This window comes from Alkalithermobacter paradoxus (assembly GCA_002029295.1).
GTDB classification, from domain to species: Bacteria; Bacillota; Clostridia; order Peptostreptococcales; family Peptostreptococcaceae; genus Alkalithermobacter; species Alkalithermobacter paradoxus.
Genome location: MZGW01000003.1, coordinates 214,186 through 236,532, shown reverse-complemented (window position 1 = coordinate 236,532; position 22,347 = coordinate 214,186). Strand labels below are relative to the sequence as shown.

Annotated in this window: 20 protein-coding genes and 1 other annotated feature (1 of these 21 only partly in view); of the genes, 17 read left to right on the top strand and 3 right to left on the bottom strand. The window is 30.3% G+C overall.

Features of this window, described 5'->3' with window-relative positions; all coding sequences use genetic code 11:
• The first annotated feature begins 5 nt into the window (after positions 1-5).
• From purD to CLOTH_RS05745, 3 genes are all read left to right on the top strand, one after another.
• Positions 6-1,277 carry a phosphoribosylamine--glycine ligase gene (gene purD / locus CLOTH_RS10800; RefSeq protein WP_331722025.1) on the top strand — a complete coding sequence of 424 codons (1,272 nt, stop codon included), beginning with the start codon at positions 6-8 and terminating at the stop codon, positions 1,275-1,277.
• A gap of 18 nt (positions 1,278-1,295) precedes the next feature.
• Positions 1,296-5,051, top strand: coding sequence for a phosphoribosylformylglycinamidine synthase (locus CLOTH_RS05750; protein WP_331722024.1), 3,756 nt, complete (start codon positions 1,296-1,298; stop codon positions 5,049-5,051).
• Positions 5,052-5,190: 139 nt separating this feature from the next.
• The gene (locus CLOTH_RS05745; protein ID WP_079412046.1) at positions 5,191-7,107 is read left to right on the top strand and encodes a [Fe-Fe] hydrogenase large subunit C-terminal domain-containing protein; all 1,917 of its coding nucleotides are present in this window, start codon (positions 5,191-5,193) and stop codon (positions 7,105-7,107) included.
• A gap of 24 nt (positions 7,108-7,131) precedes the next feature.
• On the opposite strand, the gene CLOTH_RS05740 is transcribed toward CLOTH_RS05745, so the two are convergent.
• Positions 7,132-7,602, bottom strand: a complete 471-nt coding sequence (locus CLOTH_RS05740) for a hypothetical protein (RefSeq protein ID WP_079412044.1) — start codon at positions 7,600-7,602, stop codon at positions 7,132-7,134.
• A 427-nt stretch (positions 7,603-8,029) separates the two neighbouring features.
• On the opposite strand from CLOTH_RS05740, the gene CLOTH_RS05735 reads away from it, so the two are divergent.
• Positions 8,030-8,413 carry a hypothetical protein gene (locus CLOTH_RS05735; RefSeq protein WP_079412042.1) on the top strand — a complete coding sequence of 128 codons (384 nt, stop codon included), beginning with the start codon at positions 8,030-8,032 and terminating at the stop codon, positions 8,411-8,413.
• 42 nt (positions 8,414-8,455) lie between these two features.
• Here the strand turns inward: CLOTH_RS05735 and CLOTH_RS05730 are convergent, their stop codons facing one another.
• The gene (locus CLOTH_RS05730; RefSeq protein ID WP_079412041.1) at positions 8,456-9,187 is read right to left on the bottom strand and encodes an HAD family hydrolase; all 732 of its coding nucleotides are present in this window, start codon (positions 9,185-9,187) and stop codon (positions 8,456-8,458) included.
• Between the two features lie 147 nt (positions 9,188-9,334).
• Here CLOTH_RS05730 and CLOTH_RS05725 point away from each other — a divergent pair, with 147 nt between their 5' ends.
• Both CLOTH_RS05725 and CLOTH_RS05720 read left to right on the top strand, forming a co-directional pair.
• A complete protein-coding gene (locus tag CLOTH_RS05725; protein ID WP_079412039.1) occupies positions 9,335-10,402 on the top strand; it encodes a hypothetical protein in 1,068 nt (355 codons plus the stop codon).
• Positions 10,403-10,423: 21 nt separating this feature from the next.
• Positions 10,424-11,371 carry a calcium/sodium antiporter gene (locus CLOTH_RS05720; protein WP_079412037.1) on the top strand — a complete coding sequence of 316 codons (948 nt, stop codon included), beginning with the start codon at positions 10,424-10,426 and terminating at the stop codon, positions 11,369-11,371.
• Positions 11,372-11,401: 30 nt separating this feature from the next.
• On the opposite strand, the gene CLOTH_RS05715 is transcribed toward CLOTH_RS05720, so the two are convergent.
• The gene (locus tag CLOTH_RS05715) at positions 11,402-11,740 is read right to left on the bottom strand and encodes a hypothetical protein (RefSeq protein WP_079412036.1); all 339 of its coding nucleotides are present in this window, start codon (positions 11,738-11,740) and stop codon (positions 11,402-11,404) included.
• Between the two features lie 137 nt (positions 11,741-11,877).
• Between CLOTH_RS05715 and cbiB the strand changes: the two genes are divergently transcribed.
• The 11 genes from cbiB (at position 11,878) to hemL (ending at position 22,237) form a co-directional block, all read left to right on the top strand.
• On the top strand, positions 11,878-12,825 hold the full coding sequence (cbiB, locus tag CLOTH_RS05710; protein ID WP_079412035.1) for an adenosylcobinamide-phosphate synthase CbiB: 948 nt from the start codon (positions 11,878-11,880) through the stop codon (positions 12,823-12,825).
• 1 nt (position 12,826) lies between these two features.
• Positions 12,827-13,330, top strand: coding sequence for an ECF transporter S component (locus CLOTH_RS05705; RefSeq protein ID WP_158080472.1), 504 nt, complete (start codon positions 12,827-12,829; stop codon positions 13,328-13,330).
• Positions 13,309-14,382: a pyridoxal phosphate-dependent aminotransferase gene (locus CLOTH_RS05700; protein WP_079412032.1), complete on the top strand. Its 1,074-nt coding sequence runs from the start codon at positions 13,309-13,311 to the stop codon at positions 14,380-14,382. Before CLOTH_RS05705 ends, CLOTH_RS05700 begins: the two co-directional genes overlap by 22 nt.
• Position 14,383: 1 nt before the next feature.
• Entirely contained in the window at positions 14,384-15,292 is a 909-nt protein-coding gene (locus CLOTH_RS05695; RefSeq protein ID WP_079412030.1) for a GHMP family kinase ATP-binding protein, read from the top strand.
• Positions 15,249-15,602 (top strand): sirohydrochlorin chelatase, encoded by a 354-nt coding sequence (locus tag CLOTH_RS05690; protein WP_079412028.1) that lies wholly within the window; start codon positions 15,249-15,251, stop codon positions 15,600-15,602. Before CLOTH_RS05695 ends, CLOTH_RS05690 begins: the two co-directional genes overlap by 44 nt.
• A gap of 132 nt (positions 15,603-15,734) precedes the next feature.
• Complete coding sequence (gene hemA, locus CLOTH_RS05685; RefSeq protein WP_079412026.1) at positions 15,735-16,967, top strand: glutamyl-tRNA reductase; 1,233 nt, start codon at positions 15,735-15,737, stop codon at positions 16,965-16,967.
• 26 nt (positions 16,968-16,993) lie between these two features.
• Positions 16,994-17,581 (top strand): precorrin-2 dehydrogenase/sirohydrochlorin ferrochelatase family protein, encoded by a 588-nt coding sequence (locus tag CLOTH_RS05680; RefSeq protein WP_331722023.1) that lies wholly within the window; start codon positions 16,994-16,996, stop codon positions 17,579-17,581.
• Entirely contained in the window at positions 17,559-18,464 is a 906-nt protein-coding gene (gene hemC, locus CLOTH_RS05675) for a hydroxymethylbilane synthase (RefSeq protein WP_079412022.1), read from the top strand. Before CLOTH_RS05680 ends, hemC begins: the two co-directional genes overlap by 23 nt.
• Entirely contained in the window at positions 18,454-19,962 is a 1,509-nt protein-coding gene (gene cobA / locus CLOTH_RS05670; RefSeq protein ID WP_079412020.1) for a uroporphyrinogen-III C-methyltransferase, read from the top strand. Before hemC ends, cobA begins: the two co-directional genes overlap by 11 nt.
• Before the next feature lie 8 nt (positions 19,963-19,970).
• Positions 19,971-20,945: a porphobilinogen synthase gene (gene hemB, locus CLOTH_RS05665; RefSeq protein ID WP_143715439.1), complete on the top strand. Its 975-nt coding sequence runs from the start codon at positions 19,971-19,973 to the stop codon at positions 20,943-20,945.
• Positions 20,942-22,237 carry a glutamate-1-semialdehyde 2,1-aminomutase gene (gene hemL, locus CLOTH_RS05660; RefSeq protein WP_079412017.1) on the top strand — a complete coding sequence of 432 codons (1,296 nt, stop codon included), beginning with the start codon at positions 20,942-20,944 and terminating at the stop codon, positions 22,235-22,237. Before hemB ends, hemL begins: the two co-directional genes overlap by 4 nt.
• Positions 22,238-22,326: 89 nt before the next feature.
• Positions 22,327-22,347 (top strand) — a binding site (T-box leader); it runs 235 nt beyond the window's last position.

The following is a 22,347-nucleotide window of genomic DNA, read 5'->3' as shown; positions in this document are numbered from 1 at the left end:
ATTTTATGAAAGTTTTGGTAATAGGAAGTGGAGGAAGAGAACACGCTATAGTATGGAAACTTGCAAATGAAGATAAAGTAAAAACTATATATTGTGCTCCTGGTAATGCAGGGACTAGTGAAATAGCTATAAATATAGATATATCTTCTGATGATATAGATTCGCTTTTAGATTTTGCAATAAAAAGCGAAATAGACTTAACTATAGTAGGTCCAGAAAAGCCTTTAGTAATGGGAATAGTAGATAAATTCGAAGAAAACAATCTAAGGATATTTGGGCCAAATAAAGAATGCTCTATGCTTGAGGGAAGTAAGGCATTTTCAAAGAAATTCATGGTAAGAAATCAAATACCAACTGCAAGATATCAAGAGTTTGAAGATATATATTCTGCAAGAGAAAGCATAGATATGTACGGATATCCAGTAGTTATAAAAGCAGATGGACTAGCAGCTGGGAAAGGCGTTGTAATTGCTAAAGACAAGAAAGAAGCATTAGAAAGTATAGATAGCATTATGAAAGATAAGGAACTTGGCCAAGCAGGAAATAAAATAGTTGTTGAGGAGTTTTTAGATGGAATAGAAACTTCAATACTTGCATTCGTAGATGGGGAAAGTATAGTTCCAATGGAGAGTGCACAAGACTATAAGAAAGTATTTGATGAAGATAAAGGCCCTAATACTGGTGGTATGGGAGCATACTCTCCTAGTCTTATATATGATAATAAATTAGAAAAAGAAGTTAAGGAAAAAATATTAGACAAAGTGATAGATGGCCTAAAAAGAGAAAATTTAAATTACAAAGGTATAATATTTATAGGGATAATGGTTACTAGTGAAGGTCCTAAAGTTTTGGAATTTAATGTTAGGTTTGGAGATCCAGAAACTCAGGCTATACTTCCAAGATTAAAAACAAGCCTTGTAGATATAATAGATAGCGTTCTTAATAAGAAGCTAAAAGAAATACAAATAAGCTGGATACAAGAAAGCGTAGTATCTGTAGTTTTAGCATCTAAAGGATATCCTAAAAAGTATGAAACTAATAAGAGAATATACGGACTTGATGATCTAGATAGCGACATTATTGTATTTCACAGTGGAACAAAAAAAGAAAATGAAGATATAGTTACAAATGGTGGAAGAGTTCTTTGTGTAACGTCATTTGGAAAAGATATAGATATTGCTAGAAATAGAGTTTATGAGAATATAGAAAAGCTAAAGTTTGAAGGAAAGCAATATAGAAAAGACATAGGAAGAATAAATAAAGGAATTTCACTTTAAAATAAAGGGGAAATTGACATGAAAAATATTAAAAGAATCTTTGTTGAAAAAAAGAGTGGATTTGATGTTGAAGCTAAGGGCCTATTTAGAGATTTAAAAGAAAATCTAGGAATAAAAAATCTAGAAAGAATAAGAATCGCAAATAGATATGATATATATCCAATTTCTGAACAGGTATATGAAATAGCATACAAAACTATTTTGTCAGAACCTACTGTAGATTATATATATCATGAAGAACTATACGTAGATAGTGATGAAATACAGTTTGGAATAGAGTACCTTCCAGGTCAATATGACCAAAGAGGTGACTGGGCAGGGCAATGCATACAAATACTTACACAGGGTGAGAAACCTACTGTTTTAACAGCTAGAATAATAGTATTAAAAGGAAATATAAGTAGTGATGAACTTGATAAAATAAAGAAATACTGTATAAATCCAGTAGACTCTAGAGAAGCATATCTTGGAAAATATGAAGATTTGAATATGAGAACATCTCAACCAGAGAGTGTTAGGACATTAGATGGATTTATAGATTTAGATGATATAGGATTAAAAAAATTCATGGAAGAAAATGAACTTGCTATGAACTTTGAAGATCTTAAGCTTTGTCAGGAATACTTCAAGAGTAAAGAAAAAAGAAATCCGACTATAACAGAAATAAAGGTTATAGACACTTATTGGTCAGATCACTGTAGACATACTACATTTTTAACTAAATTAGAAAACATAAAAATAAATGAAGGTAAGTACTCAAGTGTCATAAAAGATGCATACGAGAATTATATAAAATCTAGAGAATATGTATATCAAGGAAAAGACAAAGATATATCTCTTATGGACATAGCTACAATAGGAATGAAAGAACTTAGAAAAAGAGGATTACTTAATGACCTTGATGAATCTGAAGAAATAAATGCTTGCAGCATAAAGGTAAGTGTAGATGTAGAAGGTAAAAATGAAGACTGGCTAGTTATGTTCAAAAATGAAACTCACAACCACCCTACAGAAATAGAGCCGTTTGGTGGTGCTGCAACTTGTATAGGAGGAGCTATAAGAGATCCTTTATCTGGAAGAAGTTATGTATATCAGGCTATGCGTGTAACAGGAAGTGGTGATCCTAGAGCTAAGATAGAAGATACACTTTCAGGAAAACTTCCTCAAAGAAAAATAACTACTGAAGCTGCTGCTGGATATAGTTCTTATGGCAATCAAATAGGTCTTGCAACAGGTCACGTGTGTGAAGTGTATGATGAGGGATTTGTAGCTAAGAGAATGGAAGTAGGGGCACTTATAGGAGCAGCTCCATTAGAAAATGTTGTAAGAAGTAAGCCTAAAAGTGGAGATGTTGTAGTTTTAGTTGGAGGAAGAACAGGAAGAGATGGATGTGGAGGAGCTACAGGTTCATCTAAAGAACATAGTGAAGAATCTATATTAACTTGTGGAGCACAGGTTCAAAAGGGAAATGCACCTACAGAAAGAAAGATACAAAGGCTTTTTAGAAATCCTAATGTAAGCAAACTTATAAAAAAATGTAATGACTTTGGAGCAGGTGGGGTATGCGTTGCAATAGGAGAACTTTGTGATGGCATTGATATAAATTTAGACTTAATTCCTAAAAAGTATGAAGGACTAGATGGAACAGAGCTTGCAATATCTGAATCTCAAGAGCGTATGGCTGTAGTTTTAGATAGTGAGAATGTGGAAAAGTTTATAGAATATGCTAAGGTTGAGAATTTAGAGGCAACTGCCGTTGGTGTTGTTACTGATAAAAATAGACTGATTATGAATTGGAAAGGAAATAAAGTAGTAGATATAGATAGAGAATTTCTAAATACAAATGGTGTAAAGCAAAAAATAGACGTAGTAATAGATCCTCCAAGTGAAGATAATACTTACTTTGATACAACTGAGGACAGTGATATAAAAACTGCTTGGTTTGAAAAGTTAAAAGACCTCAATGTATGCTCTCAAAAGGGGCTTGTAGAAAGATTTGACAGCACTATAGGAAGTGGTTCTGTACTTATGCCGTTTGGTGGTAAGTATCAAAACACTCCTACAGAGGGTATGGTAGCTAAAATACCTGTTTTATCTAAAGATACAAGCACTGGAACTATAATGACTCATGGATACAATCCCAAGATTGCAAAGTGGAGCCCATTTCATGGAGGCATATACTCAATAATAGAAGCAGTTACAAAAGTAGTTGCAATTGGTGGAGAATATCAAAGCATAAGACTTTCACTTCAGGAGTATTTCGAAAAATTAGGAAAAGACTCTGTAAGATGGGGAAAACCTACAAGTGCACTTTTAGGAGCATTATTAGTCCAAAGTGAACTTCAAATACCTGCTATAGGTGGGAAAGATAGTATGTCTGGAAGCTTTAATGATCTTGATGTTCCACCTACAGTTGTTGCATTCGCTGTTGATACTGTAAATGTAAATAATGTTGTATCTCCAGAACTTAAAAAAGAAGGAAGCAATGTAGTATTAATTCATGCTCCTAAGAATGAGTATTACATTCCTAACTTTGATATATTAAAGAGAAACTTCACAAAAATAAATGACCTTATAAAAGGTGGATATATATTATCATCACACACTGTAAGACATGGTGGAATTTGTGAAGCTATAAGCAAAATGAGTTTTGGAAATAAAATAGGAGTAAAGTTTAATGATGGCATAACTAAAAAAGAGTTGTTCATGCCAGATTATGGATCTATAATACTAGAGATAGATAGCTCCCATAAATTAGAAGATATATTTGAAGATGTAGATTACAAGCTGTTAGGGGTTACTCAAGGAGATACTATAGTAATAGGAGAAATAACTATAGAAATAGAAAAAGCTTTTGAAGCTTTTAGTGAGCCTCTTGAAAGTATATTCCCTACAAAAACTGAAGAAATAAATGAAGGTATAAAAGAAAACTTATTCTATGCACCTACAAGTTCTAAGCCTTTACTAAGGATAGCAAAGCCAAGAGTATTCATACCAGTGTTTCCTGGAACAAATTGTGAATACGATACTATGAGAGCATTTGAAAATGCTGGTGGAGAAGTTGATCTTAAAGTGTTTAGGAACTTAACATCTAAAGATATAGAAGAATCTTTAGATGAGATAGTTAAAGGAATAAATAATTCTCAGATATTAATGCTATCAGGAGGATTTAGTGCAGGGGATGAACCAGAGGGGTCAGGAAAGTTCATAGCAACGGTATTTAGAAATCCTAGGGTAAAGGAAGCTGTTATGAACTTCATAAAAAATAAAGATGGATTGATACTTGGAATTTGTAACGGATTTCAAGCGTTAATAAAACTTGGATTGCTCCCTTATGGTGAGATAAGAGATATTACTGAAAATTGTCCTACACTAACATACAATAAAATAGGAAGACATGTATCTACTGTTGTGAATACCAAGGTAGTATCTAATTTATCTCCATGGTTTAACAATGTAAAAGTTGGAGATATACACTCTATTCCAGTATCTCATGGAGAAGGTAGATTTATTGCAAATGAAGAGATGATGAATAAATTAATTTTAAATGGTCAGATAGCTACTCAATACGTAGATATAAGTGGAAATCCTACTTATGATATTAAGTACAACCCTAATGGATCTTTCAATGCAATTGAAGGAATTACAAGTCCAGATGGAAGAATACTAGGTAAGATGGGACACTCTGAAAGAGTTGGATCTAATGTAATAAAGAATATAAGTGGAAACAAAGATCAAAAGCTATTTGAAGCGGGAATAAATTATTTTAGATAAATGTAAAGGGAAGTCTGTAAAAGGACTTCCTTTTTGTGTATTGTAATATATTGAAAATTTATGTCGCATTTGTTATTATTGAGATTAAGGTAAAATTTATGTAAAATTGTTAATAAGTTAACAGTAGGGGGTCTTTAGTATGAAAAATAGTGATGTAATTATATATACTAATGAAGATAAATGTGTAGGTTGCAACAAATGCATTCATGGATGTCCAGCACAAGATGCAAATTATGCTTATGTAGTAGATAAAGACAATAAAATTAAACTAGATCAATCTAAATGCATAAACTGTGGACATTGCATTGATGTATGTGACCATAAAGCAAGAGATTACTATGACGATACTCAAAGGTTCTTTGAAGATTTGAAAAGAGGAAATAAGATATCTCTAATAGTGGCCCCCGCAATAAGAGTTAATATAGATAACTATAAAAAATTATTTGGATACCTAAAAAAACTAGGAGTAAACTTAATATACGATGTATCTTTTGGAGCAGATATTACAACATGGGCTTATCTTAAAGCTATAAAGAAAATGAATTTATCATCCATCATAGCTCAGCCATGTCCTTCTATAGTTAGTTATATAGAAAAATACAAGCCAGAGCTTATAAATAGTTTAGCACCGATTCACAGTCCTATGATGTGTACTGCTATATATATGAAAAAGTACAATAATATAAACGATAAAATAGCTTTCTTATCTCCTTGTATAGCTAAAATAGATGAAATAAGAGATAAGAATACTAGCGAATATATAAATTATAATGTTACATTCAAGAAGTTAATTTCATACATAAAAGAAAATAATATAAATATAAATAGCTATCAAGAGTACGACTTTGACTCAGACTGTAGCCTAGGACTTTTGTATAGTAGGCCAGGCGGATTAAGAGAAAACATAGAAGCTAGAGTAAAAAATGCGTGGATAAGACAAATAGAAGGGTATACTCACACATATGAGTATTTATCAGAATATAGCAGTAGAGTTAGAAATAATAAAGCTGTTCCAACTCTTGTAGATATCCTTAATTGCAGCTATGGATGTAATATAGGAACAGGTACATGCAAAGATATATCTATAGATGATATAGACAGTAAATTCAATGAACTCAAAAATATAAAGCTAAAGGAAAAATCTAAGATTTTAAGAAGTAAGCTAAAAGAGATGGATTTAGTATTCGATAGAAAGCTTAGATTAGAAGACTTTGTTAGAAAATATGAAGATAAGTCTTATGTTGTAAAAACAAATGAACCTACACAAGCAGAGTATAATGAAATATTTGATATGCTTCATAAGAGTAGCGATAAAGATAAAAGTATAAATTGCTTTGCATGTGGATATGGTGATTGCAAGAAGATGGCAAAAGCCATAATAAATGGATTAAACAGCCCAGAAAACTGTATATACTACAATAAGCAGGAGCTTATAATTCAGCAGGAGAGCCAATTAGAAATAAAAAATAGAGAAATAGAGGCAGCAGTATCGAAGGTAAACAAATTAAGTGAAGAAAGATTAAAAAGAGTAGACCATCTTAAATACTGTATAGAGGAAATAACAAAATCTATATGTGACGTTCATACAGGAAATGAACATATAGCAAACAATATAGAAAGTATTGCATATGAAATAAATGACATAAATAACACAGCTGCACTTCTTAGAGATAATATAAAAGAAGTACAGGAAAAGTTAGATAAATTTGTTCAGGCTTCAGAAGATATTGTAAAGATAGCAGGTCAGACAAATCTTCTAGCACTTAATGCATCTATAGAGGCAGCACGTGCTGGAGAGCATGGTAGAGGATTTGGAGTAGTAGCAGATGAAGTGAAAAAGCTTGCAGAAGACTCTAAAAATGTAGCAATATCAACTAAATCAGATGAAGAAGTTATATTGAATTATGTATCAGAAATATTTAAAGTATCTAGCGAGCTTGATAATAAAGTTAATGCAGTTAATGAAGCTATAACTAATATATCATCTGTAGTACAAGAAGTAACCGCAAAAGGACAACAAATAGCAGCAACTGCAAGTATGATGATTGAAGAATAAAAATAGTGGCTTACGCCACTATTTTTATTTTATGCATAGACACTTATCTTTTCCACAAGGGGCGCATTCTGTTAATTTTATTATTTCTAGACCGTGGGCAGGCTTGCTAACTATTACTTTATACTTTTCTATAGCTTCAGGAACACAAACATCGAATTGATAAAATCCTTTACAGTCAGTTACAGTATGCGCTACACCTACATAATCAACTTTTCCACATCTACATACTTGCTTAACTAATTTAACTAATGCACATTTTACTGGATTTTCGTTACAATCCTTAACTTGACCCCATATTCTTACACTTCTTTGTTTGTTTACTCTAAAGTCTGCTTTTACTTCACATATTTTAGAATTCTTTGATATTTCAATAGTTTCGCTTACGTTCCCAACTATGTACTCGCAAGGATCTACACTTGGAATACTTGCTTGAGTTTCTTCAGGTGACTGGTTTCTAGTTGTTTCTTCACATTGATCTAATTTTAATTCTTCCATATCAATACCCCCTAGAATTAAGTTTTAAAAAATTTTTATCTAAAATATACTATTCAAATGAGATAGTTTTGATACTATATTTATAAAGGGAGGTTTTAATTATGAAAGAAAAATTATTAAGTTTGTTTTCGGTTTTTCCAGCAATGTTTGCAGCACTTTGTTGAGGTGGAGGAATATTATTAGCATCCCTAGGTCTAGGGACAGCAGGACTTGCATTTGCAGCTAAAATAGCACCGTATAGAAATTTATTTGTTATATTTTCGGCAGTTATGCTTTATATAGCTCATAGACAGTTAGAAAGAAGAAATGCGAGTAGACTTAGTAAAATTATATTTTATATAAGTGCTATAACTTCTATAATACTTATATATTATCCTACTATAATTAGATTTTTGAGGTAGTAAATAAAGATTAAGGGAGGAGTTTTTTGAAATATATACAATGTATAATTGTTGTATGCTTACTACTTATGTTTTCAGGATGTTCAAATCAGGATATACTTACGGCAGGATATCCGAACGAAAACGGGGTAGAATTTTATAAAGAAATTACAGATAAGGACAAAATAAAAGAGGTTCGGATTTGGTTTGATAACTTGGAAAATCTTGAACAACCCAACGATTTGAAAACTGAAGCTGAAGCTGATATTTTTGTAACGCTAGCAAATAGAGGTATCATTGAGATTTTGGCGTATATTTGGTATATTGAAGATGGAACTATAATTGTTAAAAGAGGCACAAGTAATTATTATACTGCTACGAGCGAACAAACTGAAAAATTAAAAGATATATTAGACTATAAAGATAACTGAAAACAAATCAAGGAGACTATTTAGTCTCCTTGATTTATTTTCCTAAGATTCAGATAAGACATCTACATCAGGCTTTATATTATATATAACATCTTTTCTTTCAATTATTATCTTCGTTTTTTCATATAGATAAGGATCAGATTTTATAGCTCTTAAAAGTTCATTAGAAGGATTTATTGCTACAGGATTTGCAACGTTTCTAAGCATTGAAACATCTCCATTCGTATCCCCGTAAGCATAAGATAGATTTAAATCTATATCATATTTTTTTATAAAGTCTTTTATTGCCATATCTTTATTATCAGAATCCCACATAGGAATTACTTTTCCTGTAAATATATTATTCTCAAATATATAACTACTTCCTATATAATCAGTAACTCCATACTTTTTAGCCATTCTCGATACAAGAAAATCAGGACTTCCAGAGATAAATATTACTATATGGCCTTGCTCTATATGATATTTAATTCTAGAACGAGTATATCTATATACTCTTTCAGATTTTAGATCTATAACTTGATTACTAGTAAAGTTGACAGTATCTATATCGATGCCTTTTAGAGAACTTACATATACATCTGCAAGTTCTAATAGATATTCATCATAGTCAGCTTGTCTTTTATCCCATTCTAAGAAAGTCTTCTGAGCATGTGTATACCAATGAGAAGGATCTATGATCTGGTATTTTATTAATTTCTTAAAGTGCTCAACCATAAGTGAATCCCTGTATAAAGTACCATCTATATCGAAGAATGCTGCTACATGTTTCAAAAAACCACCACCTTTTAAGTATTTAATAGTATTATTTTACAATAAAAAGTACAAGAATATTAGATGATATAAAAATTTTATGTTGAAGATATGGGATAAATTCTTATTATGATATAATATGAAAATATAATATAAGAAGGTGAATAAATGGAGTTTATATTTTCTAAGATTACAAGATCAAGACTTATGGGAAGTGTTGGACTTATAATATGTTGGCAGGATAAAAATGATACTGTTTATCAATACTTTCTTTTAGATGCAGAAGGTCTTGGTATTGCAGATTATGTTTCTATAAAAAATCCAAGTAAGGATATATTACATAGAGAAGAAGAAAGATTAATGGGAGGATTAGGGGCAGAAAGAATATACATATCCGAAGATGAAGCAGTATTTTTAGTGAATTATTTTGGAAATAAGAATTTGAGATATGAAAAGGAGCTCCCAGGAAAAATTGAAGAATATAAATTTATGATAGATAAGAAAGTAAAAGAAATTGATATGTTCTCAAAGATATGCAAGGATATTGAAACAGAAGTAGAATTTGTAAATTATATTGTTATGAGATTTATTGCAAGAGATAGAGAAGCATTAGAATATTTTTCGCTTAATAAACAAATTTCTGATATGTACATTACAAATGCCAATGGTACTTTGTTAAAAAACAAGGTTACAAAGATAGCTGAAAAAAAGTACAAGTGTCAATCATTATTTGAAGATGATGATGGGTACTATAAGATAAATATAGGAGTTCAGGTAGGAGATTTCAAAATAACTTCTTTGATGGTTGGAGAAAAAGAAGCTGTAGATCACTTCTATGTCCTAAAAGAGCTGAGAAAAAAAGAATATATAACTATATATAGAGTGAATAATGGACAAGACTTTAAGAATAATTTCTACAAAGATAATCCATATCTTATGAAAATGGAATTCGAAAGTGGAGTTATGTTTACAGAATTTAAGAAAAACAATGACCACGTAAAAAATAATACATATATAATAAGTGATGATATAAAATCTATATACTACATTACAAATGAAGATCAATTAATAGTAGCAAATTACTGTGAAGATGATAAAATATATACAGATACTACTATAAAGGAAAAATATTCAAATTATGTAGAGTTTGAAGATGAATATGGATTTGAAGGTTCTTTGATATACGAATTTGCACAGGATGGCTATTCTAACTTTTATGATTTTATAAGTGAATAATATACAAAGGAGATGGAGTATTTGGATTATGTTATTTTGCTTTTAGGATTTGTATTTTTGATCAAGGGAGCAGATCTTTTTGTAGAAGGAGCATCTTCTATAGCGAAGATATTTAAAGTTCCACCTATACTTATAGGACTTACTATAGTAGCCTTTGGAACTAGTGCTCCAGAAGCAGCTGTAAGTATCAACTCAGCTATAAAAGGAGCAAATGAAATAGCTCTTGGAAACGTAATAGGATCTAATTTATTTAATACACTTTTAGTTATAGGTGTTGCATCGATTATAAATCCTTTGAAAGTTCAAAAAATGACTATACTTAAGGAATTTCCCTTTGGAATTTTGGCTTCATTAGTGCTATTTATATTGTGTGCAGATGTAAGTCTTCAGAATTCCAACTCTAACATGATATCTAGAGGAGACGGATTAATTCTTCTTTCACTATTTTCTATATTCGTATATTATCTAGTTGAGATGGCTATCTTGTCAAAAGAAGATTACGAAGAAGACACTAAACAAATGTCTGTAGGAAAGAGTATAGTCTTATCTATAATAGGAGTTATAGGTATAATAATAGGAGGAGACTGGGTAGTTAAGGCAAGTTCATCAATAGCTATTGCATTTGGAATGAGCGAAACACTGGTTGGTCTTACTATAGTTGCTATAGGAACATCTTTACCAGAGCTTGTTACATCTATAGTTGCAGCATTCAAGAAAGAAGCTGATATAGCAGTAGGAAATGTAATAGGATCTAACTTATTTAATATATTATTTATATTAGGTGTATCATCTTATATAAATCCAATTCCAATAGCTCAAGATATATTCTTTGATGTTGTATATCTTCTTGTTGCTACTTCGATAACATATATAGTATCATTCACAAAAAGAACTGTATTTAGAATAGAAGGAGCACTATTATCAACTTGTTATATCGTTTATATGGCTTATATAATAATAAGAAATTAAAGCAGGAGAAATTCTCCTGCTTTTAATTATTTATTCTTCATCATCATAATAATCCATTCTGTCTTGCATCATACCAGGCATCATACCAGGCATCATACCAGGCATCATCATATGAGGCATCATGTGTGGCATCATAGGATACATCATAGGAGTACATTGATTTACCATATTCATTTCTATAGGATATAAATAAAGCATGTAAGCCATAGGCTTAGCAAATTCCATATTAGGCATGTTTTCCATATCTTCCATACCAGGCATCATACCAGGCATCATCCAAGGCATCATTGGGAATGGTGAAAGCATAGGATACATATGCATCATGTTTTCCATATCATTTTTAGCTTTTTTATCGTTACAATATTTCATATTTTACCTCCTAGAAATATATTTTTATCTTCAATATATATATATTAAACAATAATAAAAATAGTTACATTTTAGAGAATATATTTAATTTAAATTTATGGTATACTGAGTATATCTTAAGCAAGGGAGTAGAAAAAATGGATATATTGTCAATTTATATAGGATATTTATCTGATTTAATATTTGGAGATCCGTATTCATTTCCTCATCCAGTAAGATATATTGGTAATCTAATTAGATTTATAGAAAAAATAATAAGAAAAAGCACTACTACAAGATTAGGACTGAAGATTGGAGGATTTATACTTAATATCTTGGTTGTTGGTGTAACTTATTTGATAACGTTTTTACTATTGAAATTCCTTAAGGAAATAAATTATTATTTGTACATAATTATTAACTCTTTAATAATATATACAACCTTGGCTACAAAGTGCCTCAAAGATGAAGCTACTAAAATATATAATGTAATAAAAGAAGGAGATATTGAAAAATCTAGAAAGCAGTTATCTTACATAGTAGGAAGAGATACAAAAAACTTATCTAAAGATGAAATTGTAAGGGCTGTAATTGAAACAGTTGCAGAAAATACTGTAGATGGAATAATATCACCTATGTTTTATCTTTTCATAGGGGGAGCCCCTCTTGCTATGGCATATAAAGCTATAAACACGCTAGATTCAATGGTTGGATATAAGAATGAAAAGTACATAGATATAGGATTTGCATCAGCAAAAATAGATGATATAGCAAATTTCATACCTGCTAGGCTTACTGCAATATTCATGACATTTGCTACTTTTATACTTAGATTAGACTACAGAAGCTGCATTAAAATAGCTATAAGAGATAGAAAAAATCACAAAAGTCCTAATTGTGCTTATCCTGAAGGGGCTGTTGCAGGAGCTTTAAACATACAGTTAGGTGGAACTAACTATTACTTTGGAGAAAAGGTATTTAAGCCAACTATTGGAGATAAGGTAAGAGAAATAAATGAAGAAGATATATTGACTACAAATCAAATAATGTATGTAACATCATTTATAGCAATTATAATATTTAGCATGTTAAGATATGGAGGTTAATATGGGCAAAACTAGAAGAATCACGAGAATAGGAATGTTAGTATCATTAAGCGTAATACTTTCAATAGTAATAAGGGTACCTGGAACTTCAATGTCACTAGATTCATTTCCAGGGTACTTTGGAGCTATAATTTTATCTCCACTAGATGGAGGAATTATAGGATTTTTAGGACATCTAGCTACTGCACTTAACACCGGATTTCCACTTGGAATATTAACTCATACAATTATAGCTATTGAAATGTTCATAGCAGTGTTCTTATTTGGATACATAAGAAAAAAAGTAAATACTTCTATTGCTGTGTTAGTTGCAACTATTATAAATGGAATTTTATGTCCACTTTCTCTAGCTCCACTATACAGTATGGGATTTTTTGTAGCAGTTGCTATGCCTCTTACTATAGTTTCTTTCCTAAACATAATGTTAGCTGTTACACTTGATAAAGGTTTAAAAAATCCAAATCAAAAAGGGGTTATAGCTAAATGGATGAAAAAACAAAATTAGGGCATGGTGCAGATGTAGTAAGTATGGCTTTAAAATATGGGAAAAATGAGCATAATATTATTGATTTTAGCTCAAATATAAATCCATATATTCCTAAAAATATAGATAAGTATATATTAGATTCTATAAGAAACTGCAAAAATTACCCAGATGTAGAATATATAAGCTTGAGAAAGGATATAGGGAATTATTTAAATATAAATTATGAATATATAATCCCAGGAAACGGTGCTACAGAGATAATATATTTAATTATGAAGGCTTTAAATGGGCCACTAGCTATAATAAATCCAACCTTTTCGGAATACGAAAGAAGTGCAAAATTAAATAATATAGAAATTGTGGATTTATATTTCGATCGAAATTTCAAGCTAGATATTAACAGTATAAAAAATAAAATAGATGAGTTTAAGGCTTTATTTATATGCAATCCAAATAATCCAACAGGAAATATAGATGATATAACTGAAGTGTTAGATCTTATGAAAAAGCATAATAAATTATTGATAGTAGATGAAACTTTTATGGAGTTTGTTCATAATCAAAGTAAATACACATTGCTTAGTTTTATAAATGAATATAAAAATCTATTTATAATAAAAGCTATAACTAAATTCTTTGGACTTCCAGGAATAAGACTTGGGTATGGAGTTACTAGCAACAAAGAAATATTAAATACACTTTGGAAATTTAAGGAGCCTTGGACTGTTAATACGTTTGCAGAAAATATATGTAAGTATATATTTAATGATAAAGATTATATACAAATGACTAGAAATTATTTCAAAGAAGAAATAGATTTTATGATGAATAAGCTAAGCAAAATAAATAATATATTAGTTTACAATACTCAAACTGATTTTATTTTATTGAAACTTCTAAAACATAATTCATCATATGTAAAAGAAAAGCTTTTTCTAGAAAATAATATTTTGATAAGAGATGCTTCAAATTTTAAGGGTCTTGATGAAAGCTATATAAGAATAGCTATAAAAGATAGAAAAAATAATGAAATAATACTAGATGCACTGAAAAAGGTATTAGGAGAATAATATGAAGTATTTCGGAGTATGTCCTGGATCATGCGGGGAATTTGTGCAAGGTATCCTAGGTAAAGATGAGTATTTAGCCTCTTATGCTGTTAACTTATACTCTAAGGCTACCATAGAAGAAAAGAAAGATAATATATCAAAAGGACCTTACAAGTCTAGAAAAGCCATAGAAGAAGTATGTAAATATTTTAATATAGATATAAGATATACAAAGAATCTATCCTTAAAAGTTCAAAGTAACATTCCGAGAGGAAAAGGGATGGCAAGTTCTACTGCTGATATAGGAGCTACAATAAAAGCTACATTAAATTATTTAGGAAAAAATATATCTTTACAACAAATATCAAAGATAGCTACAAATATAGAACCTACAGACTCTATATTAATAAAACAAGTTTCAATATTCAATCCTTTAAATGGAGAAATAATAAAGACATTAGGATTTATAGAGGGAATGAGAGTATTAGTTTTAGAACCTGATGAAACTTTGAATACTATCAAGTTAAGAAGCAAGGGAGATTATTACTTAATAAAAGAAAAGAACAAAGATGGAATTAGTGAGGCATTTAAGTTGTTAGAAGAAGGATTCAAGAACAAAAGCCTTAAACTAATAGGTCAAGCATCTAATTTAAGTAGCATAATGAATCAAGTTATTCATCAAAAAGAAGGGCTCAAAGAAGTGATGAATATTTCAAAAGAATTTGGTGCATACGGAGTAAATGTAGCACATAGTGGAACTGTCATTGGAATAATTTTAGATAAAGAAATGGACTGGAAAAAGCTTAAAGATGAATTGATTTTGAATAATTTAGATAAAAAATACAAAAGAATATATCCTTTAGATATAGTAAAAGGTGGAGTCTATAATGAAAGGTTTGATAATACTAGCTCATGGAAGCAAAATAAATGAGGTTAAGGAAGTACTTCTAAGAATAATAGATGAAGTTAAATCAAAAGTATCATATGATTTAGTTGAAGGGGCATATCTTCAATTTATAGATCCGTCTTTAGAAGCTTGTATACATAGACTATACAAAAAGGGATGTACAGATATAACCATATTTCCTTTGTTTTTATTTAATGGAAGTCATATAAGAAACTGCATACCAAATGAAATAGATTCGATACAAAGAAAGTATATTGGATTGAAGATAAGATTTTTAGAAAGTATAGGATACGACCCTAACCTTATAGAAATAATAATTAGAAGAGTACAGTAGATATTAAGCCTATGACAAATAAGTATGTCATAGGTTTTTAAGTATTATTCTTTAGGGTATGATATTTATCACATCAGTTTATGATATATAGATTTAAAATAGTAGTTAAGTATAAAAATATGGAGGTATGAAATGAAAATAGGAGTAATAGGAGTAAACCACAATACAGCTCCTATAAGTATAAGAGAAAAGGTTTCATTTACTGAATCTAAAAAAATAGAAGGAACCAATTATCTTTTAGACAATGGAATAGAGGAATTAGTTATACTATCTACTTGTAACAGAAGTGAGATATATATAGCAAGTTATGATATAGATAAAAAAGTAGAAATAGTAAAGGAATTCTTTGAAGACTTTTTTAGTCTTGATGGTATAAAGGACTATCTATTTGTAAAAAAAGAAAGAGAAGCTATATATCATATATACAATGTATGTGCAGGACTTGACTCTATAGTATTAGGAGAGGATCAGATACTAGGACAAGTTAAAGAGGCTATCCTATTTTCCATGGAATTAGGTTGTAGTAAAAAAATACTAAACAAGCTTTGTAGAGAAGCTATAACTGTAGCTAAGAATATAAAAAATAAAACTAAAATATCAGAAAATCCCCTATCAATAAGCTATATATGTGTCAAATTATTAAAGCAAAAAATAGACCTAACCGGAAAGAAAGCTTTGATAATAGGTGTAGGTACAATGAGTTTGCTTGCACTAAAGCATCTATTAGAGGAAAATCTTGAAGAAATATATATGACTAATAGAAGTCACAAGAAAGTATTAGACTTAACAAAAGATTATCCTAATGTTATTCCGATAGAGTACAAAAACAGATATGAAATAATACATGATGTAGATGTAGTAATCAGTGCTACAGCTTCTCCACACACTATAATAATGTATGATGAAATGAAAAAAATAGACAAAGATATATATATAATGGATATAGCATTACCTAGAGATGTAGAAGAAAGTGTTGGAACGATAGAGAATATACAGCTTTATGATATAGATGATCTTAAAGATATATCGGATCAAAATGAGAGAAAAAGAGAGCAGCTATCTAAAATAGCTAAAGATATGATAGATAAGAGTGTAGAAGAATTTGAAATCTGGATCAGTAGTATAAAAGCTGACCCTATAATACAATCACTTAACACTAAGTGCGAAGAAATACAAGCAGATACATTAGAGTATATATATAGAAAAATAGATCTTGACGCTAGAGAAAAAAAGATAATAGAAAAGATGATAGGATCAGCACTTAAAAGGCTAATACGAGAGCCAATAAAGAATTTGAAAAATACAAAAAACGAAGGAAAAATAGAGAAATATATAGACGTTATAGACGAGTTATTCGATTTTTAGGAAGTGATTATATGTTTTATCCAATTATGATAAATTTAGAAAACAAGGAAGTTGCAATAGTAGGAGGAGGGAAAATCGCATTTAGAAAAGCTAAGAAACTTTTAGAATACGGTGCTAATCTAAAAATTATAAGTCCTTCCATAATACCAGAAATCTATAACATAGGTGATGAAATAGAAATTATAAAAGATAGATATAATGAAGAGCATATAAGAAATTCATTTATGGTAATTGCAGCTACATCTTCAAAATGTATAAATGAAGATGTAGTATCTTACTGTAAGAAAAATAGGATACTATGTAGTGCAGTAGACAATATAAACAATTCAGACTTTATATCTGTGTCATCTATAAAAAAAGGTGATCTTGTAATATCTGCATCTACAAGCGGAAAAAGTCCTTCTTTATCATCTAAGATAATAAAAGAATTAGAATATAAGTATACAGAGGAATACATAGAGTACATAAAACTTCTAGGAGATATAAGGCAAATAGTTCTACAAAAATGTAGTGATGAACATAAAAAAAAGAAAATATTGAATGAAATAGTGTCATTAAGTATAGAAGAATTAAAAATGAGGAGATATGAGTATGAAAATAGTAGTTGGATCTAGAGGAAGTAAGCTTGCCTTAAGCCAAACTAACTGGGTTGTAGACAAACTAAAAGAAAATAATCCAGAAATAGATTTTGAGATAAAGATAATAAAAACTAAAGGTGACAAAATACAAAATATAGCACTAGAAAAGATAGGAGATAAGGGGCTATTTGTTAAGGAAATAGAAGAAGCTCTTTTAAACAAAGAAATAGATATAGCTGTTCATAGTATGAAAGATATGCCATCAGATGTTCCTATGGGACTTAAATTTTCGTGTATTCCAAAAAGAGAAGATGCTAGAGATGTTTTGATATTGAGAGAAGGATATAATAGCATAGATGATCTTCCACAAGGTGCGAAAATAGGAACGGGAAGCAAAAGAAGAAAATATCAACTTTTAAGATACAGAAATGATCTTAATATAGTAGCTATAAGAGGAAATGTTGATACGAGAATAAGAAAAATAGATGAAGAAAATTTAGACGGAATAGTTTTAGCTGCAGCTGGAATGCATAGATTAGGACTTTATGATAAAATTAGCTGTTATATACCTGTAGAAATAATGATTCCTGCTCCATCACAAGGTGCACTGTGCATACAAATAAGAGAAAATGAGGAAGATTTAGAAAAAATACTAAAGTGCATAGACCATGAAAATACTAGATTACAGGTTAAGGCTGAAAGAGCTTTTCTAAAGGGAGTAAATGGAAGTTGTCACATACCTATAGGTGCACTTTGTGAAATAAATGGAGATAAAGTAGTAATAGAAGGTCTTTTGGGAAATGAAGATGGAAGTATTATTGTTAGAAAATCTATATCTGGGAATGTAGATGAGTGTGAGAATTTAGGATACAAGTTATCTCAAATAATAGTTGAGGAGATGAGAAGTTTTGAAGGGTAAAGTTTATTTAGTTGGAGCAGGCCCTGGAGATTACAAATTAATAACAGTTAAGGGTTTAGAGTGTATAAGAAACTCAGATGTAGTAATATACGATAGATTGGCAAATGATAAATTACTAGATGAATGTAAAAATAAATGTGAGCTTATATATGTTGGGAAAGAATCGAGCAATCATACATTATCTCAAGACAAGATAAATCAGCTAATAGTTAGCAAAGCAAAAGAAGGAAAAGTTGTTACAAGGCTTAAAGGAGGAGATCCGTATGTATTTGGTAGAGGTGGAGAAGAAGGAGAGTATTTACTAGAACAGGAAGTAGACTTTGAGGTTGTTCCCGGAATAACATCAGCAATAGGAGGGCTTTGTTATGCAGGAATTCCTATAACTCATAGAGATTATGCATCTTCTTTTCATGTTATTACAGGACATTTAAAGGATGAAGAAAAGGAATTGAATTGGAAGGGTCTATCATCTGTAGATGGAACGTTAGTCTTCTTGATGGGAATGTCAAACCTAAAGTCAATATGCGAAAATTTAATTAAGGAAGGAAAAGACAAAAACACTCCTGTAGCTATAATAAACTGGGCTACTAGATATAATCAAAAGGTAGTTGTAGGGAATTTAGGAAATATAAAAGAAAAAGCTACAAAAGAAGATATAAAATCTCCAAGCTTGATTGTTGTTGGAGAGGTTGTTAGATTGAGAGATAAACTAAATTTCTTCGAAAATAAAATATTATTCGGTAAAAATATAGTTGTAACAAGAGCAAGATCTCAAAGCAGTACATTGGTAGATAAAATAAGTGAGCTTGGTGGAAACTGCATAGAGTTTCCTACAATAAAAATAAATGAAACAAAAGATAATAAAGAGCTTGAAAGAGAAATAGAAGATATAGAGAAATATACGTATATAGTATTTACTAGCCAAAACTCTGTTCAAATATTCCTAGATAAAATGATAAAGATGCAAAAAGATTTTAGAAGTATGAATAAATGCAAAATAATAGCCGTAGGACCTTCCACTGCAAAATCATTGAGAGATAGAGGAATAGTTCCTGACTTTGTTCCAAATAAATACATACCAGAATATATATTAGAAAGTCTAAAAGGTGAATTAAATGAGAATGACAATATATTAATTCCAAGAGCTAGTGAGGCTAGGGATTATCTAATAGAGAATTTAAGCAAGATATGTAATATAAAAGAGATTAAGATATACGAAACAATATTAGGAGAAGGTAAGAAAGAACAAATAATAAAGCTTTTAGACCAGAAAATCATAAACTATATAACATTTACAAGCTCATCAACTGTAAAAAACTTTATATCCATAATAGGTAAAGAAAATATAGATAAATTGAAAAATACGAAACTAATATCTATAGGACCTGTAACTTCTAAAACTATAACTGAATTTGGTTTAAATATATATAGAGAAGCTAAGAATTATACAATAGATGGAATATTAGAGCAAATAATAGAAGATTCAAGGAGGAAATAACTTTGGAAATAATAAAAAGACCCAGAAGATTAAGAGCAAATTCACTGGTTAGGAAGTTAGTTAGAGAGACTAAATTACAAATAGAAGATTTAGTATATCCATTATTTGTTGTAGAAGGGGAGAACATAAAAAGAGAGATACCATCCCTCCCAGAAAACTATCATTTATCTATAGATAGGCTTATAGAGGAAGTAAAAGAGATTAAAGAACTTGGAATAAAATATGTTATATTGTTTGGTATTCCAAATCAAAAAGATGAAAAAGGAAAAGAAGCATACAGTTATCAGGGAATAGTTCAAAAGGCAATAAGAGAAATAAAGAAAAATTTCAAAGATATATATGTAATAACAGATATATGTATGTGTCAATACACTAGTCATGGACATTGTGGAATAATATGCGAAGATGGGTACGTGGATAATGATAAAACTTTAGAGTATTTAGGAAAGATAGCTGTAAGTCATGCATATTCTGGAGCTGATATGGTTGCTCCATCTGATATGATGGATGGAAGGATAGCTTATATAAGAAATATTTTAGATAGTGAAGGATATACTCACATACCTATAATGTCATATAGTGCAAAGTACGCATCAGCTTTTTATGGTCCTTTTAGAGATGCAGCACATTCAGCACCTCAGTACGGAGATAGAAGTTCTTACCAGATGGATCCTGCAAATATAAATGAAGCATTAAGAGAAGCTAAGCTGGATATAGAAGAGGGAGCAGATATAATAATGATAAAACCGGCACTATCTTATTTAGATGTAATAAGAAGAATAAAAGACAATATAAATGCCCCTATAGCAGCTTATAATGTAAGCGGTGAATATTCAATGATAAAACTTGCAATATCAAACGGGCTTTTAAGTGAAAAGGCTATAATGGAAAGTGTTCTTTCGATAAAAAGAGCAGGAGCGGATATAATAATAACTTACTTTGCAAAGGATATTGCAAAGATGATTAAGGAGGAGTGCAAGTGAATAACATAAAATCTGAAAAAATATATAGTGAAGCGGTAAAGTATATACCGGGTGGGGTGAATAGTCCAGTTAGAGCATTCAAATCAGTAGGACTAAACCCTATATTTATAGATAAGGCACATGGATCTAAAATATATGATGTAGATGGAAATGAGTACATAGATTATATATGTTCATGGGGGCCACTAATACTTGGTCATAGCAATGAAGATGTTCTAAAAGGAGTTGAAGATGCACTAAGAAAAGGTACAAGCTATGGAGTGCCAACTCAGATAGAAGTTGAAGTTGCAAAACTAATAGTTCAGGCGTATCCATCTGTAGAGATGGTGAGAATGGTTAACTCAGGAACAGAAGCTACTATGAGTGCATTAAGAGTGGCAAGAGCATACACAAAAAGAAGTAAGATATTAAAATTTGAGGGATGTTATCATGGGCATTCAGATTCTCTTTTAGTAAAATCAGGCTCTGGTGCATTGACGTATGGAGTTCCTACAAGTCCAGGAGTTCCAGAAGATGTTGTCAAAGATACATTAGTATGCCCATACAATGATTTAAAATCTGTAGAAGATATATTCAAAAAACAAGGAAGTGATATAGCAGCAGTAATATTAGAGCCAGTAGCTGCTAATATGGGAGTTGTAGCACCTAAGAAAGAATTTTTAGAAGGACTTAGAAGAATAACAAAAGAGTATGGAAGTATTCTTATATTTGATGAAGTGATAACAGGGTTTAGACTAGCATTTGGAGGAGCACAGGAATATTACAACATAGAGCCTGATATGACTTGTTTTGGTAAGATAATAGGAGGAGGTCTTCCTGTAGGAGCATATGGTGGAAAAAGAGAAATAATGAATATGGTATCTCCAATAGGTCCAGTTTATCAAGCGGGAACATTATCAGGAAATCCTCTTGCTATGTACATGGGACATAGAATGCTTACCATATTGAAAAATAACAGAGAAATATATAATGATTTGGAAATAAAGGCTGAGAAACTAGAAAAAGGAATAATGGATAATCTAAGCAAACTAGGTATTGCTGGAACAGTAAATAGAGTAGGATCATTAGTTTGTATGTTCTTAGGAGAAGGCCCTGTAGATAATTACGATGATGTTAAAAGATGTGATGTAGAAAATTTTAATATATATTTTAAAGAACTTCTTCAAAGAGGAATACTTGTTGCACCTACTCAATTTGAAGCTATGTTTTTATCTACTGCACATACAGATGATGATATAGAATATACAATAAAATCGAATTATGAAGCTCTTAAAATAGCTTTTAATAAGTAATATAAATTAAATTATTTATAAAATTTGAATTATAAAATTGACATAGGAAATAATAAATCATATAATCTAATAAATTAAAAACATATATATTAAAGACAATGATGAGAAGA